14 protein-coding genes are annotated in these 14379 nt (G+C 62.2%); 4 read left to right on the top strand and 10 right to left on the bottom strand.

Translation table 11 applies throughout. The annotated features are described in order from the left end of the window. Positions 1-32: 32 nt before the first annotated feature. Complete coding sequence (locus DW645_RS01140) at positions 33-1427, bottom strand: uracil-xanthine permease family protein (RefSeq protein WP_055285183.1); 1395 nt, start codon at positions 1425-1427, stop codon at positions 33-35. A gap of 350 nt (positions 1428-1777) precedes the next feature. Between DW645_RS01140 and DW645_RS01145 the strand changes: the two genes are divergently transcribed. Next, on the top strand, positions 1778-2434 hold the full coding sequence (locus DW645_RS01145; protein ID WP_233539068.1) for a transcriptional regulator: 657 nt from the start codon (positions 1778-1780) through the stop codon (positions 2432-2434). A 122-nt stretch (positions 2435-2556) separates the two neighbouring features. Here the strand turns inward: DW645_RS01145 and DW645_RS01150 are convergent, their stop codons facing one another. Next, a complete protein-coding gene (locus DW645_RS01150) occupies positions 2557-2934 on the bottom strand; it encodes a RidA family protein (protein WP_089572469.1) in 378 nt (125 codons plus the stop codon). A gap of 298 nt (positions 2935-3232) precedes the next feature. Between DW645_RS01150 and DW645_RS01155 the strand changes: the two genes are divergently transcribed. Together DW645_RS01155 and DW645_RS01160 are read left to right on the top strand one after the other, a co-directional pair. Next, positions 3233-5728 carry a U32 family peptidase gene (locus tag DW645_RS01155; RefSeq protein WP_118225872.1) on the top strand — a complete coding sequence of 832 codons (2496 nt, stop codon included), beginning with the start codon at positions 3233-3235 and terminating at the stop codon, positions 5726-5728. 15 nt (positions 5729-5743) lie between these two features. Next, complete coding sequence (locus DW645_RS01160) at positions 5744-6403, top strand: RluA family pseudouridine synthase (protein WP_233502584.1); 660 nt, start codon at positions 5744-5746, stop codon at positions 6401-6403. Positions 6404-6781: 378 nt separating this feature from the next. On the opposite strand, the gene DW645_RS01165 is transcribed toward DW645_RS01160, so the two are convergent. Further along, entirely contained in the window at positions 6782-7528 is a 747-nt protein-coding gene (locus DW645_RS01165) for a DeoR/GlpR family DNA-binding transcription regulator (protein WP_055250213.1), read from the bottom strand. 3 nt (positions 7529-7531) lie between these two features. Further along, on the bottom strand, positions 7532-8611 hold the full coding sequence (locus tag DW645_RS01170) for a Gfo/Idh/MocA family protein (RefSeq protein ID WP_118225873.1): 1080 nt from the start codon (positions 8609-8611) through the stop codon (positions 7532-7534). Between the two features lie 664 nt (positions 8612-9275). Here DW645_RS01170 and DW645_RS01175 point away from each other — a divergent pair. After that, complete coding sequence (locus tag DW645_RS01175) at positions 9276-9512, top strand: hypothetical protein (protein WP_117802951.1); 237 nt, start codon at positions 9276-9278, stop codon at positions 9510-9512. A gap of 116 nt (positions 9513-9628) precedes the next feature. Here DW645_RS01175 and DW645_RS01180 read toward each other — a convergent pair whose 3' ends face one another. The 6 genes from DW645_RS01180 to DW645_RS01205 all read right to left on the bottom strand — a co-directional run bounded on the left by DW645_RS01180 (position 9629) and on the right by DW645_RS01205 (position 14259). After that, positions 9629-10513, bottom strand: a complete 885-nt coding sequence (locus tag DW645_RS01180) for an ROK family protein (protein ID WP_197032144.1) — start codon at positions 10511-10513, stop codon at positions 9629-9631. 79 nt (positions 10514-10592) lie between these two features. Then, entirely contained in the window at positions 10593-11717 is a 1125-nt protein-coding gene (locus DW645_RS01185) for a glycoside hydrolase family 172 protein (protein WP_172676343.1), read from the bottom strand. 12 nt (positions 11718-11729) lie between these two features. After that, a complete protein-coding gene (locus DW645_RS01190) occupies positions 11730-12128 on the bottom strand; it encodes a PTS sugar transporter subunit IIA (protein ID WP_089572475.1) in 399 nt (132 codons plus the stop codon). A gap of 26 nt (positions 12129-12154) precedes the next feature. Continuing rightward, entirely contained in the window at positions 12155-12988 is an 834-nt protein-coding gene (locus DW645_RS01195; RefSeq protein WP_089572476.1) for a PTS system mannose/fructose/sorbose family transporter subunit IID, read from the bottom strand. Positions 12989-12990: 2 nt separating this feature from the next. Beyond that, the gene (locus tag DW645_RS01200) at positions 12991-13776 is read right to left on the bottom strand and encodes a PTS sugar transporter subunit IIC (protein ID WP_089572477.1); all 786 of its coding nucleotides are present in this window, start codon (positions 13774-13776) and stop codon (positions 12991-12993) included. A 9-nt stretch (positions 13777-13785) separates the two neighbouring features. Next, on the bottom strand, positions 13786-14259 hold the full coding sequence (locus DW645_RS01205; protein WP_089572478.1) for a PTS sugar transporter subunit IIB: 474 nt from the start codon (positions 14257-14259) through the stop codon (positions 13786-13788). Positions 14260-14379: the final 120 nt, after the last annotated feature.

Genomic DNA, 14379 nt, shown 5'->3' on the forward strand with positions numbered 1-14379 from the left:
GATACGTCCGCCGACGAATAGCACCGAATTGGTTACTTCTTGCTCTCGGGCAAGACCAGATCCACGGCAGCGTCCTTGGCGGCATCGATGTGCTGAGCCACGACCGGCGTCTGCGGAAGGATCAGATTAAGGACAATGGCCATGATTGCGGTGGGGGTTACGGCATTGGAGCCGATGACGGTGGACACCCAGGCGGGCATACCCTCGCCGGCAAGGCAACCGCTGGCCATCCAGATACCCAGGCCAAAGACGACGGAGGTGCCGACGATGGTGGTAGTGCGCTGCGTGAGGCCCTCGCGGGTGAACATGCGCACGCCATTCATGGTGATGGTGCCAAAGACGCCGACGGTCGCGCCGCCGATGACGGGCTGCGGGATAGCGGAAAGGACGGCAGAGAGCTGCGGGAACAGACCGGCAATGGCAAAGACGGCCGCGATGATCACAAAGACCCACTTGTTGACGACCTTGTTGGAGCAGATGATGCCCACGTTCTGGCCAAGGGCGCTGGTGGGAAGACCGCCCAGCAGGCCGCCGACCATAGAAGTGAGGCCCTGGGACACGATAGCGCCGGAGAGCTCGCGCTCGGTGGGCATACGGTCGATGGAGCCCAGGCAGGCGGCGGAGACGTCACCGATAACCTGGATGGCAACCATGGGGAACACGACGGCGAGGGTAATGCAGACCTCGGGATCAAACTCGAGCGCGTAGGGCATGAGCTTGGGAAGGGCGAAGACCTGAGCGGTGGCGACGCTGGAGAAGTCGATCATGCCGAAGGGGATGGAGACGATCATGCCAACGATCATGCCAAAGAACACGGAGCCCAGCTTGAGCGTGCCTTTGCCAAAGTTGGCGAGCGCAAAGACCACTGCGAAGGTGATAAGAGCGACGCACCAGGCCTGCGGGGTGCCCCACAGCGGCGTGCCCATGCCGCCGGCCATGTACTTGACGGCCGTGGGATACAGCGAAACGCCGATGGAGAAGATGACCGTACCGGTCACGACGGGCGGGAACAGCCACTTAATCTTGCTGTAGGCCAGACCAAAGAGGACCGCGACGGCACCGCCGACAATCTCGCCGCCCAGCAGCGCACCAAAGCTAAAGCCCGAGGCACCCATGGCCTGCAGGGCCGGCAGGAACGCGAACGAGACGCCCATGACGATGGGCAGGCCGCCGCCGATGCGGCGGAAGGGAGCGAAGGCCTGAAGGGCCGTGTCGATTGCCGAAAGAATGAGCGCAACCTGAATGATGTCGGTGCTCTGCTGGCTATTAAAGCCGTAGACGCCGGCCATGATGACAGCCGGGGTGATGATACCGGCAAACGAAGCCAGTACGTGCTGAAGGGCACACGGGATCATTTCCTTAACGGGAGGCATGCCTTCACGAGTGAACAGGGCTTCAGTGCCGTTCGTAACCGTCTCCTGGGTCATTTGACCACCAATCCTCGAAATAGTTGTTTCGCATCTAACGCTCTATTGTGACGCAGTGCGGGGTTGAGGTTGTGCCTTCGTTGCATATCGTATTAAAGATGATTCTCATTCTCAATAATAATTTTTTGTTATCAGACTATTCTTCAGCTGAGATAATGCATTTCCGCAGGTCAGGAAAGTGTCTGGTCAAAATAACATCTAACTTTTCTTTTGGTCAACCGTTTACCGCCAAATTCCTACCGTTCGTCTGTATTACGCAATGTACCTGCGGATATACGAGATGAAGAGTAGCGTGTTACCATGAGAAAAAATTGTTATGAACCTTCCGATTTCACCCAAAGGAGTTGCCCGTGAACGAGACCGTACGTCGCTTTTTGCCGATGGTCGATTTCCTGGAGCAGATACTCGGTAAGAACAGCGAGATCGTCCTGCACGATTTCTCGGATCCCGACCACGCCATCGTCGATATTCGCAACGGCATCGTGAGCGGCCGCAAGGTCGGCGGTCCCGCCACCGATCTGGCGCTCAAGATCATGCACGACGCCAAGTATCGCGACCTGCCGTTTATTACGGGCTACGAGGGGCGCGGCGCCGGTGGCAAGACGCTGGAGTCAGCGACGTACTTTATCCGCGAGGATGACGAGATCGTCGGTATGCTCTGCGTCAACACCGACCTCTCGACCGTACGCTCCATTAACGCCATGGCGCAGCAGCTCATGGCGTGCTTCGACGCAGCGCCGACGCGCACGGAGCCCGCCCCTATCGAGGTCGAAAGCCTTTCGGAGTCCACCCAGGAGCTCATCGACCGCAGCATTGCCGAGTTGCTGAGCGCGCGCGGGCTGGATGTAGCGTCGCTTGGTCAGAGCGACCGCGTGGACGTCATTCGCCACCTCAACGGCAACGGGGTGTTCATGCTCAAGGGCGCCGTGGCCTGCGCTGCCACCGCGTTGGGCATCTCGGAGCCCAGCGTGTACCGCTACCTGCAAAAAGTCCGCAAGGAGGGCTAAACGTGATCCCTTGGGGACGAAGGGAAACGGATCATTTTTGTCGCATCGCTTGACAAAAGACCCTGCAGCTCGCACGCGCTGCAGGGTCTTTTTGCATGTCATGTTTAGTTGTTACCAACACCTTAGAGAGCGGCGACAACCTCGATCTCGACCAGACCGCCAGCCGGAAGGGCGGCAACCTGGAAAGCGCTGCGCGCGGGGAACGGAGCCTCGAACTTGGAGGCGTAAATCTCGTTCACGGCGGCAAAGTCGGCGATGTCGGCCAGGTAGACCGTGGTCTTGACGACATCGGCAAACGTGGCGCCGGCAGCGGTCAGCAGAGCCTCGACGTTGGCGAGGGACTGCTTGGCCTGGGCCTCGACACCCTCGGGCAGCTTGCCGGTCGCGGGATCGATGCCCAGCTGGCCGGACAGAAACACCATGTTGCCAGTCTGGATACCGGGGGAATACGGGCCGATGGCTGCGGGTGCGTTATCGGAAGACACGACGGTCTTGCTCATGTTTTTCTCCTTACAAGTAAAAGGGAACGGGAGCGCGGCGTTCACACCGGGAGGCACAGTTCGGTCTGAACACCGCGCTTGATTGGGATAGTACTCAAGGTTTCCGCGCGATGCAAGATTATTATCACGTTGCGAGAATAATTTATCGCCCAACGGTTTCCCCGGACCGCTGAACGGTTCTCATGTGGAGCAGCCAGTCCAAGCTGCTGAAGACTTTATCCCGCTTAGAGCACGGGCATCGCCTGCCGCGACGGCACCACTATACTTTTGAGTATCTGAGCATTTTGAAAGGCAGGATATGACCGCAACCGCCAGTCGAACCACCAACCGCAGACCCGAGCTTTTGGCGCCCGCCGGAGGGCCCGAGCCCTTTGCCGCCGCACTCGCCGCCGGGGCAGACGCCATCTACTGCGGCATGGGCAGCTTCAACGCACGCCGCAAGGCCACCAACTTTACCGACGAGGCCTTTGAGCAGGCCTGCCGCGCCGCGCATCTGGCCGGCTCGCGCGTCTACGTCACGGTCAACATCATCATCAAGGAATCCGAGATGAGCGATGTGCTGCAGCTCATCCATCGCTGCTCCACGCTGGGCGCCGACGCCTTCATCATCCAGGACTGGGGCCTGTTCTTTGAGGTCAAGCGCACCATGCCCGGCATCGAGACGCATATCTCGACCCAGGCGAACATCCACGACGACCGCGGAACCCTTTGGTGCCGCGAGCAAGGCGCCGACCGCGTGACCCTCTCGCGCGAGCTTTCCATCGACGAGATTGCCGCCATTCACGATGCCGCGCCCGATGTGGACCTTGAGGTCTTTAGCCATGGCGCCATCTGCTTTTGCTACTCTGGCCTGTGTCTGCTTTCGAGCTTTGCCATGGCGGGCCGCTCGGCCAACCGCGGCATGTGCGCTCAACCCTGTCGCCTGCCCTACGAGCTGATCGACGAGAACGGCCGCTCGCTCTCCCCTGCCGGTCGCGAGCGCGCGCTGTGCCCGCGTGACACCAACACTTCACAACTTGTTCGCCGCCTGTATGACGCCGGCGCCGCGTCGCTCAAGCTCGAGGGCCGCATGAAGGCGCCCGATTACGTGTATTCCATCGTCGACGTGTATCGTCATCAGATTGATGACATGCTGGCCGGAACCACCGTTGCCAAGGACGAGAAAGCCGCCCGCCAGCGCCAGCTCAAGCGCTGCTTTAACCGCGACTTTACGCACGCCTATCAGGACGGCACCTCGGGCGACGAGATGATGAGCTATGAGCGTTCCAACAACCGCGGCCAGATCGTGGGCACGGTGCTGGGCAGCCGCCCGGCCAACCGCGATGTGCGCGGCCTCAAGCCCGACGACCGCCGTCGCCGCGCCGCCATCGCCCGCATTGAGCTGTTTGAGCCCGTGGGCACGGGCGACCTGCTGGAGCTTCGCCACGATAACGAGTTTGACCAGTTCCTAACCACTATCGCTACCGATGATGCCGCCGCGGGCGACATCATCGAATGTCGCGTGCCCCGCAGCATGCCCGAGGGCTGCCGCGTCCGCGTGATTCGCAGTCAGCGTGCCATCGACGCCGCCGGCGCCGCGCTCAAGCGCGATGTGCTGCGCCGCCGCGCTGTTGATGTGTCCGTCGTGGCGCGCCTGGGCGAGCCGTTTACCGTGACGCTCACCTGCTGTGACAACCCCGCGCTCACCGCCACCGCCACGGGCTTCACCGTCGAGGCCGCCAAGACCCGCGCCGTCGAGGCGGCGGACATGGTTGAGCATGTGGGCCGCATGGGTTCCTCTCCTTTTGAGGCTGCGAGCTTTGAGGTGGCGCTCGATGAGGGCTGTGGCATGGGTTTCTCCGCCGTACATAAGGTGCGCGCCGCCGCTTGCAAGGCGCTGGAAGAGGCCATTCTGGCGCCGTACGCGGAGCGCGCGAAAACGCTCGAGCTGCCGGCGATTGTCACCAGTGATTCCCGCCCCGCGCCCGAGCACTACCGCGACGAGCCGCAGATCTGCGCCACCGTCACCTCGCTCGAGGCCGCCGAGGCAGCGCGGGCGGATGGTGCAACGCGCATCTACATGACCACCGACGCGCTCGATGCGGCCAAGCTCTCCCCCGCCGATACGTTTGAGCAGGGCATCGTACCCGTGCTCGATGAGGTCTGCCGCGCCGTTGACCACGTCCGCGTTGACCCATGGGTTGTTGCCGGCGCCACGGTCGCTATTGGCAACATCTCTGAGCTTGCCCTGGCCGCCCAGGTTGGCGCCACGGCCGAGATTCGATCCTGCCTGCCCGTGCACAATGCGCCCTGCATGGAGGCACTCGCCGAACGCGGAGCCGGCGCGTTTTGGCTCTCGCCCGAGATCACGCTCGACGAGATTGTCTCGCTCGGCGCCGCCGCGCCCGCGGCTCTGGGCATCACCGTCTTTGGCCGCCCGCGCGTCATGACAAGCGAGCATTGCATTCTGCAGGTTGCCAACGGCTGCATCCACGATTGCGCCAACTGCCGCCTGCGTGCCCGCAAGCTCTCGCTCAAGAATATCGACGGAAAGGTCATGCCGGTGCGTACCGACATCCACGGCCGCTCACGCTTGTACGACGCCTACCCCATCGACCTTACGCCGCAGGTTCCGCAGCTGCTCGATGCCGGCGTGCGCCGCCTTATGGTCGACGGAACCCTGCTCGAGGCAGATGAGATTGGCCGCGCCGTCGCACGCGTCCGTCGCGCCGTCGAGGCCGCGCAGGCCGGCCGTAAGCCCGCCGCCCGCCTGCGCGGGGCGACCTCGGGCTGCATGTTTGTGGGAATCAGCTAACCGAAAGGCATACACGTGAACGAAGAACCTCAAGTCCTCTACTGCGACGCCTGGCTCATGGCCATCGACAAGCCTGCCGGTATGATCGTCCACGGCGACGGCACCGGCGAGCGCACGCTCACCGACTACGCCAGCGACCTGCTGCTGGCGATGGGCGACGGCTTTGCCGCGACCGACATGCAGCCGCTCAACCGCCTGGACCGCGACACCACCGGCGTGGTGCTGTTCTCGCTCGACAAGCAGACGCAGCCCGCCTTTGACCAGATGGTCATCGACCACGCGTTCGAAAAGCACTACCTGGCGCTCGCCGAGGGCAAGATCGACTGGAACGAAAAGCTCATCGACAAACCCATCGCCCGCGACCGACACGACAGTCGAAAGATGCGCGTCGGCGCCAGCGGCAAGCCGTCTCAAACGCGCGTGAAGGTACTCAAGCGTCTTAAGAGCCGTCGTGGCCTGCCTACGCGCTCGTATATCGATGTCGAGCTGCTCACCGGCCGCAAGCACCAGATCCGCGTGCACCTGGCCAGCGAGCATCATCCCCTGGTTGGCGACGACCTGTACGGAACGCCGCGCCCCTGCGGCCTGATGCTCCACGCCCACAGCGTGTCCTTTACGCATCCCGTAACCGGCGAGCACATCCACATCGAAGCCCCTTGCCCCTGGGAGCCCTAAACCACCACAAAGGGGACAAGCACCTTTATGGTGGTTTTGCCGCAATGGCTCAGCCGCGGTCCCAAAACGTCTCGATCTGTAACAGTTAGAACCCATTTTCCGGTCTATCTGTTACAGATCGAGACATTCGAATCCCCCTTAAGGGAAAATCTCAATCTGTAACAGTAACTCGGCAAAATCGATCCCAGATGTTACAGATTGAGACAAAGGGACGGCGCGGTTCGGAAGCATCTCAATCTGTAACACCTATCCCACTTTTAACGGTCCAGTTGTTACAGACTTAGACAGAACCAGTAGACGACGAAAGCGGCAACGTCCGTGATGGACGTTGCCGCTTTTCTATTGAGAAAACTAAATGGTTTTGACCTTGCCCCGCCGCTAGACCGTGACGACGTTGTCCATTGCCCGGTACTTGGCGGGCACCTCGCCCGCGGTGATGATCGTTGCATCGCGAAAGTCCGCGAACTTGACGGGCGCCACCATGCCAAATTTGCTGGCGTCCGAGATTACGAAGCGTTTGGCCGTATGACGCATCGAGATGCGCTTTACTTGGGCCTCCTCGATATCGGGCGCCGTGAAGCCCTGCTCGGCGGCGATGCCATTAGAGCCCCAAAAGCCACAGTTGAAGTTGTAGCGATCTAAGGTTGCCAAGGCATCGGGGCCAACGAGCGCCTCGGTCTCGGGTTTGAGCTCGCCGCCCAGCACCACGGTACGCATACCCCGCAAAGCAAGGCGCTGAGCATGGAGCACGGAATCGGTCACGTAGGTGACATCTTCAAGGTGGGGAAGATGCTCGATGAGCCTGAGCGTCGTCGAGCCCGAGTCGATGTATACAAAGCTCTCAGGCTCCACAAGCGCCGCCGCACGGGCGCAGATACGCTCCTTGTCATCGTTATGGAGGTCGCTGCGCTCATTAAGCGTTAGGTCGCGCGTCACGTGCGCGCGCTCAAGACTCGTCGCCCCACCGTGGACCTTGGCGATGCGATGCGCTCGGTCGAGCGTCTGCAGATCGCGCCGAATGGTAGACGCCGTCACGCCCAGGGCCTCAGCAAGCTCCGGAACGGTAACCGAGCCGGCCTGCTGCACCATCGATACAATCGCGTTGAGCCTATCTTCCGCAAGCATCGCTTACTCCTCCTCGGGGTACACGACTCCCCAGTCGGCGCGAAGCTTGGTCATAAGCTCCATAACATCAGAAGCATAATCCAGCAGCTCGCGCTTGGAGTCGTCGCCGGCAACGGCCTTCTCAAGATCGGCCATCTCGTAGCACAGTGCGTAGGCCTCGGTGCCAGCGTGGACCTCCTCGCGGTGGCCGTCGGCAGTCCACACGATGGTCGCGTGATCGGCACGCGGATACTCGTTGACCTCGATATAACACTTGTCGAAGCTAATGATCGAGCGCTTGGGCTGCTTGGAGTGGAGCGTAAGGCTCACCACACCCAGCTGCTGTTCGGCATTACGGCAGACGATGCCGCCCGCAACATCGACGCCAGTCTCGCAGGTGTTGCCTAGAGACACGACCTCGGCGGGCTGGCTGGCCATAAAGAGACGCATGACGGACAGGGCATACACGCCAATATCGAGCATGGCACCGCCAGCAAGGTTGCGGTTGTAGAAGCGATTGGTCAGATCGCCGTACTCCTTGTAGCTGCCAAAGTTGAGCTGAGCGAGATTCATGCGGCCGAACTCACCGACATCCATGCGACGACGCAGCTCCTGATACAAAGGCATGTGGAGCACCGTGGTGGCGTCCATAAGGACCACGTTGTGCTCGGCGGCAATGGCACGGGCCTCATCGAGTTCAGCGGAATTGAGGGTAATGGCCTTCTCGCAGAGCACGTGCTTACCAGCTGCCAGCGCAGCGCGCAGATAGGTGATATGAGTGTTGTGCGGGGTGGTGATGTAGACGGCGTCGATGTTCTGATCGGTGTAGAGGTCCTCGACCGTTTCATAGACCTTCTCAATGCCATACTGCTCTGCAAAAGCCTGAGCCTTGGACAGTGTGCGGTTGGCAACGCCCGCAAGCTTGCGGCCGGCAAGAGCGAGAGACTGGGCCATCTGGTTGGCGATAACACCGCACCCGATCACAGCCCAACGGAGCTCGGGAGCCGTAAAGATATCGTCGGGGAACGGCTTGTCCTGGACCGAAGCGAACGCTGCTTTGGCGGCTGCCGCCGCGTCGAGTGGAGCCTGCTTGAAATCTGCCATATGTGCCTCCTGGGTCATGGAGCGTCTAACATTTCTGCCGTCTCTATATTCGCACAAATTAGCGCGTATGTGCGTACTTTTGCGTATATAACCGCCAAATGGTCATAATACAGCCGCAGACGGTGCTTATACACGCATAGCCACGCAATCCTACGCACACAAATACGCACAAATGCGCACTAATCATTACTCAGAGACGGGGAATTCTGCTTAGAACTCGAAAGACAGGATGATCCGCTTCGCCTCGTCGCTCATGGCGCGCTGCAGCTCTAAGGACCGTCCCAAACTGCCGACAGAAAAGGAACGTCCCAAACTGCAGACAGAAAAAGAACGTCCCCAGGCGCCGGCATTTCAAGAGCACTCATTTAAGTCTGTCCCCAATGAGTGCAATCACTCATGTAAGTCTGTCCCCAATGAGTGGGAGCAATCAGAGACTCTTTGCGAGGGAGGCCGGACGTGGCCTTCCTCGTTTTTATTCATGGACTTTAGTCCGTGCCGCGCGGCACGCGCGGCATAGAAAGCCACCCGCTCAGCGGGTGGAGGCCAATTTCCGCTACGCGACAAAAACCTTCCCCCTAGCATGAGGATTGTTCAGGTCATCATACTAGGGGGAGGTGATTGCTGTGGCCCAGAAAGCCAACAGCCTCGCGTACACGAAATGGCTGTGCAAGTACCGCATCGCACCGAGGTCAAGCTCATCGCCGCCATCGTCGAGAAGCACCCCGAGGTGCGCTTTGCCGCGAGCCGCACCTCGGCCCACGCCGACCTCTACGACCGCATGGAGCAGGCCCTGTGCGAGCGCGTGGCCAACGCGGTGGAGGTCGTCCGCTCCGACATCAGCCCCGCGCTTCTTGTCCACACCGGTCCAAACCTCGTGGGTGTGGCGGTCCAGGGACTCTAGCGGAGGCGGGGCGTCCTGCCCCAAAAACAGATGCAAAAGACGAGCGCTTCTTGCCGCTCAATTGGCAAGAAGCGCTCGTCTTTTCTTAACGCGTTGTATGGCGGAGAGAGCGCAAGTTACGCGAGCGCCCTTCTTGCCAGCTCGGCCGCGCCGAGGATTCCTTGGTCGCCGCCGCAGCCCGGGGCGCAGATGTAGCTCTCCATGTCCTTAAGCTCGGCGGTCTGGATGTAGCCACCCAGATATTCGAGGGTCTTCTTGCGGACGATGCCGTAGAGCTGCTCCTGGTGCATCACGCCGCCGCCGAGGACGATGCGGCGAGGCGAGTACATGAGCACGAGGTTCGCACACATCTGCCCCAGATAATCCCCCTCGAGCGCCCACACCTCATCGTTATCCGCGAGCTCGGCCGCGGGCTTTCCCCAGCGCGCGGCGATGGCGGGGCCGGAGGCGAGCCCCTCGAGACAGCTCGCGTGGCTCGGGCAGACGCAGCGTCCCTCCTCGATGGGACGGGTCCTTACCAGCATGTGACCGGCCTCGGGGTGCAGCATGCCGTGAAGGAGTCTGCCCGCGCACATGACGCCCGCGCCCACGCCGGTGCCGATGGTCACGTAGACGGCGTCCTCGAGCCCCTTGCAGCAGCCGAAGACCACTTCGCCGAGGCAGGCAACGTTCACGTCCGTGTCGTAGGCCACCGGAATCCCGAGGGCGTCGGCGAACGCGGCGCGAAGACCATGGCCTCGCCACGCGAGCTTGGGCGTCTGGAGGATGGAGCCGTAGCGCTCGTCGTTGGGGTTGACGCAGGTCGGGCCGAAGGCGCCGATGCCCAACGCGTCCACATCGCGGGCGGTGAACCACTCGATCATCTGCGGGACGGTCTCGGCGGGCGTAAGCGTCGGGGTCTCCATACGGTCGAGGACCTCGCCGTCGCCGGACACCACGGCACAGACCATCTTGGTCCCGCCGGCTTCGAGGGCGCCGAGCCTCATTTGCTTTTCGCTCATGTGATCCTCCTTACAAAGGGACGCCCGCAGTCATGGTCAACCGCGGGCGCCCATAACGTTGGCTTGTTTCGAGGCGACCCTACCTGGGCACGCGGTCCTGCCTTGCGGCAAACGGGGCGAGCACGGCGTGCGGCTCGCTTTGGTACCAGTAGGCGACGGTGGAGATGTCGTCCTCGCGCTCGTAGAGCTTGATGTCGTCGTTGCCGAGGTCCTGGAACGTCACGCGCAGGTCCTCCTTGAACGAGATCGGGTCGGGAAGGTGCCACCTGTAGAGGCCGTGCCTGGGCAGCGCGTCGTCGTTAGTCGCGAGCATCGGATTCGGGTTCGGCTTGCCCGCGCTGAAGCGGTCGCGCGTGGCGTCGCGCGTCGAGCGGTACGGGTAGCCGGCGAACAGCGTGTTGAAGCACTGCGCCTCGGGCAGCGCGTGGGGCGGCCTGTCGAGGAAGGCCCAGGCACCGCCGAAGTAGTCCTCGGCTCCCGTCGAGGTGACCGTGGGGAACTCCTCGTCGCCGTCGAGGAAGAACTTCATCTCGCCCTCGCCCCACCAATAGCGCTCCAGGGCGCACAGGGCCATGTAGGTGCCGACGTAGTAGCCCTTGCCGCGCACGCCGTCGAGCACGGTGTAGTCGACGCCCCTGCGGGTGCTGCGCTCGCGGTTAAAGCGGGCGTGGAAGTACATGGCGTCGTCCGGCACGTCGGTGAGCGCGTAGTTGAACGTGTAGAAGATGTACTTAATGAACCCGGGGTGCTCGCTCGTAAGCGTGACCTTGGCGTGCTTCCTGAAGGGCATCTCGAAGTAGCAGTTCATGCCGCCCGTCGGGTTCACGCAGATGGGCATCGAGTTGACGATGGCGCGCTCACCGAAGCCGTTGCAGAAGAAGTCGCCGACAGGGCACTCGACCGAGGGGGTCTCCTCGTCGTCCCAGTAGAAGCGCAGCACGAGGTCACGCATGACGAAGCTGCCGGCGGCGGTCTTGTCGGGGACGGTCATCCAGATGTGGCGGATGATGCCGGGGCCCTCGATGTCCGCGAGCGTGATGGTCTCGCCGGACTCAAGGGGCACGCAGCACGAGCCCTTGCGGCCGACGCCGAGGTGGCTGGCCGACATGGCGGCGCGGCCCTTCTCGCCCGTGATGTTCTCGGGGGTGATGGCGCGGCTTTCCTCACCGCCGTGCATCCACACGTCCTTAAGGAACTCTCTCATCGTCGACCTCCTCTATTCGTCGTCGTCGCACTCGGCGGAACTGGCACCGTTCACGTAGATGATCTGCTGGCGCGCCTCGTTGACGAGGGCGTCGAAGTCGAGTTTCTCGTCGGGGCGCGCGAGCGCGACCGTCATGGCGAGCGGGAGGTTGACACCCGCGATCACGTGGATCCGGTCGGAGGCGAAGCGGGAAAAGCGCTGGTTCACGCTGCCGCCGTACGCGTCGGTGAGGACGACGACCTCGTCAGTGCCCGAAAGAGCCGCCTCGACCGCCGCGTCGAGCCCCTCGCCGTTGTCGTTCACGTAGGCGCACACGGCGTTGACGGCGTCGCCCTTACCCGTAAGGAACTCGAGGGTGTCCTTGAAGCCCTGGGCGAGAAGGGAATGGCTCGCCACAACTATCTTTCTCATTGATTCACCAATCTCTTGGGTCGAAGCTAGGCGAGGATGCCGGCGGCGGAGGCGACCATCGCGAGGACGATCACCACGAGGATGAGGGCCGTCATGCTCGCGTTCTTCTTGGTAAGAAGGTAATACGCGCTTCCCGTGATGGCGGCGGGGATCATGGCAGGCAGGATCTTGTCGAGCAGCGGCTGAATCTCCATCGCGACGTCGCCGAAGCTGAAGCTAATCGGGCAGGTGACGCCGATGACCGAGGCGATGAGGCAGCCGACCACGGTGAGGCCGAGCACGGAGGCGGCGGCAGTGAGGTTGGGAAGCTTCTCGCTGAAGTCGGTGACGAGCTTCACGCCCTGCTTGTAGCCGAACTCGAGGGCGTGCATGCGGACCCAGAAGATGGCCAGGATGAGCGCGAACCAGATGCCGGCTCCCACGGGGTTGCCCTCGATGGCCATGTAGGCGGCGATGGAGCCCATGATGGTCGGGATCATGGTCATGAGCAGGGAGTCGCCAACGCCGGCGAGCGGTCCCATGGTGCCGATCTTCAGGTCTTGGACGGCGTCCGCCGCCGCTAGGCCGTCGCGCTCCTCCATGGCCACGCAGGCGCCAAGGATGATGGCGGCGAGCCAAGGCTGGGTGTTGTAGTAGCGGAAGTGGTTGTTGAGCGCTTGCTTATAGTCCTCGTCGTTCGTGTAGATCTTCCTCAGGACCGGCGAGAGGGCGTAGGCGACTGAGGCGCCCTGCTGGGTCTGGTAGTTGAAGGTGCACACGCTCATGAGCCAGCGCCAGTTCGCGTTGCGCAGGTCCTTCTTGGTGACCTTGTAGCCGGAGGGCTTGCCCTCGGCGACGGCGGTGATGTTCTCGTTTTCCATGGTTACTCATCCTCTCCGATGAAGGCGTCTGCGGAAGCGTGGGCGGCGAGCTCGGTGTCCCTCTCGGCACGCTGGTAGAACGCAATCGCGAGGGCAACGCCGACGATGGCGGCGCCGATGATGGGCACGTTCAGGAAGGCCGAGAGGAAGAAGCCGGCGAGCAGGTACTGGAAGTACTTGGCGGTTGGCATGTAGCGGAGCAGCATGGCGATACCGACGGCCGGGAGCATCTTGCCGGCGAGGGTGAGGCCGGAGAGGAACCACTGGGGCATGACCTCGAGGAGCCAGTTGACGGCGGGCTGGCCGAGCGTCACGGAGACAAAGACTGGCAGGGCGGCGCACAGGCCGAAGAGCGCGGGGCAGACCCACAGGATGGCGTTCATCTGATTGAACTTACCCTCGTTGCAGAACTTCTGGGACTTCTCGACGACAAAGCCGTTGAGGATCTTGGCGACGACGTCGAGCTGGATGCCGAGCATGCCGACCGGCAGGCCGATGGCGAGGCCCGTGTCGGAGCCCAGGGTCACGCCGTAGGCGGTGGCGATGATGGCCATCGTGCCGTAGTCGGGAATGGAGGAGCCGCCGAAGCCCGCGACGCCGAGCTGCATGAGCTGAATGGTGCCGCCGATGACAAGGCCGGTCTTCCAGTCGCCCATGACGACTCCGGTGATGAGGCCCCAGAAAACGGCGTAATTGACGAAGATCATCGGGATGCCGTAGTAGTCCACGTGCTTGATGAAGGCCAGCAGGGTCAAAAGGACGACCTGCAGGATAGTGAAGTTGACCATATTTCCCCCTTAGATGAGGTCTGCGACGGAGACGGGCTTGTCGGCGGGCACGAACTGGGCCGTCACCTTGACGCCACGGGCGATGAGCGCCTTGTAGCTCTGGACGTTCTCGGCGGAGGCGTAGGCGCGCTGGGTGAGCTGGATGCCGTCCTCCTTGACGAGCGAGCCGCCGACGACCAGCGACGGGAGCTCGACGCCCGACTCGACCAGGCGAAGCATCGTCTCGGGCTCCTTGGCGATGACGAAGACCTTCTCGCGGTCGTACTTGCCCGCGGCGAAGTTCTTGAGCGCGGTCTGCTCGGAGATGATCGAAACGGCCATGCCCGCGGGGCGCGCCATCCTCATGGTGGACTTCAGGACCTCGTCGCCGGCGACCTTGTCGTCGATGACCATGACTCGGGTCGCGCCCGACACCGGGGCCCACTGCGTCACGATGATGCCGTGAAGCAGGCGATTGTCGATTCGTGCCATAACAACACTCATGTTTGCTCCTATCAAATGAAGTTTTGCGTTCGGTACTGCCTCGGCGCTATCCGGATTCGCGCCGGGCAAGGGGTTATCGGATTATTGAGGGCGCGCGGTCAGCTTGCGGCGGCGTGGGGA

The sequence above is a fragment of the Collinsella sp. AM23-17 genome (genome assembly GCF_003470945.1).
GTDB lineage: Bacteria > Actinomycetota > Coriobacteriia > Coriobacteriales > Coriobacteriaceae > Collinsella > Collinsella aerofaciens_O.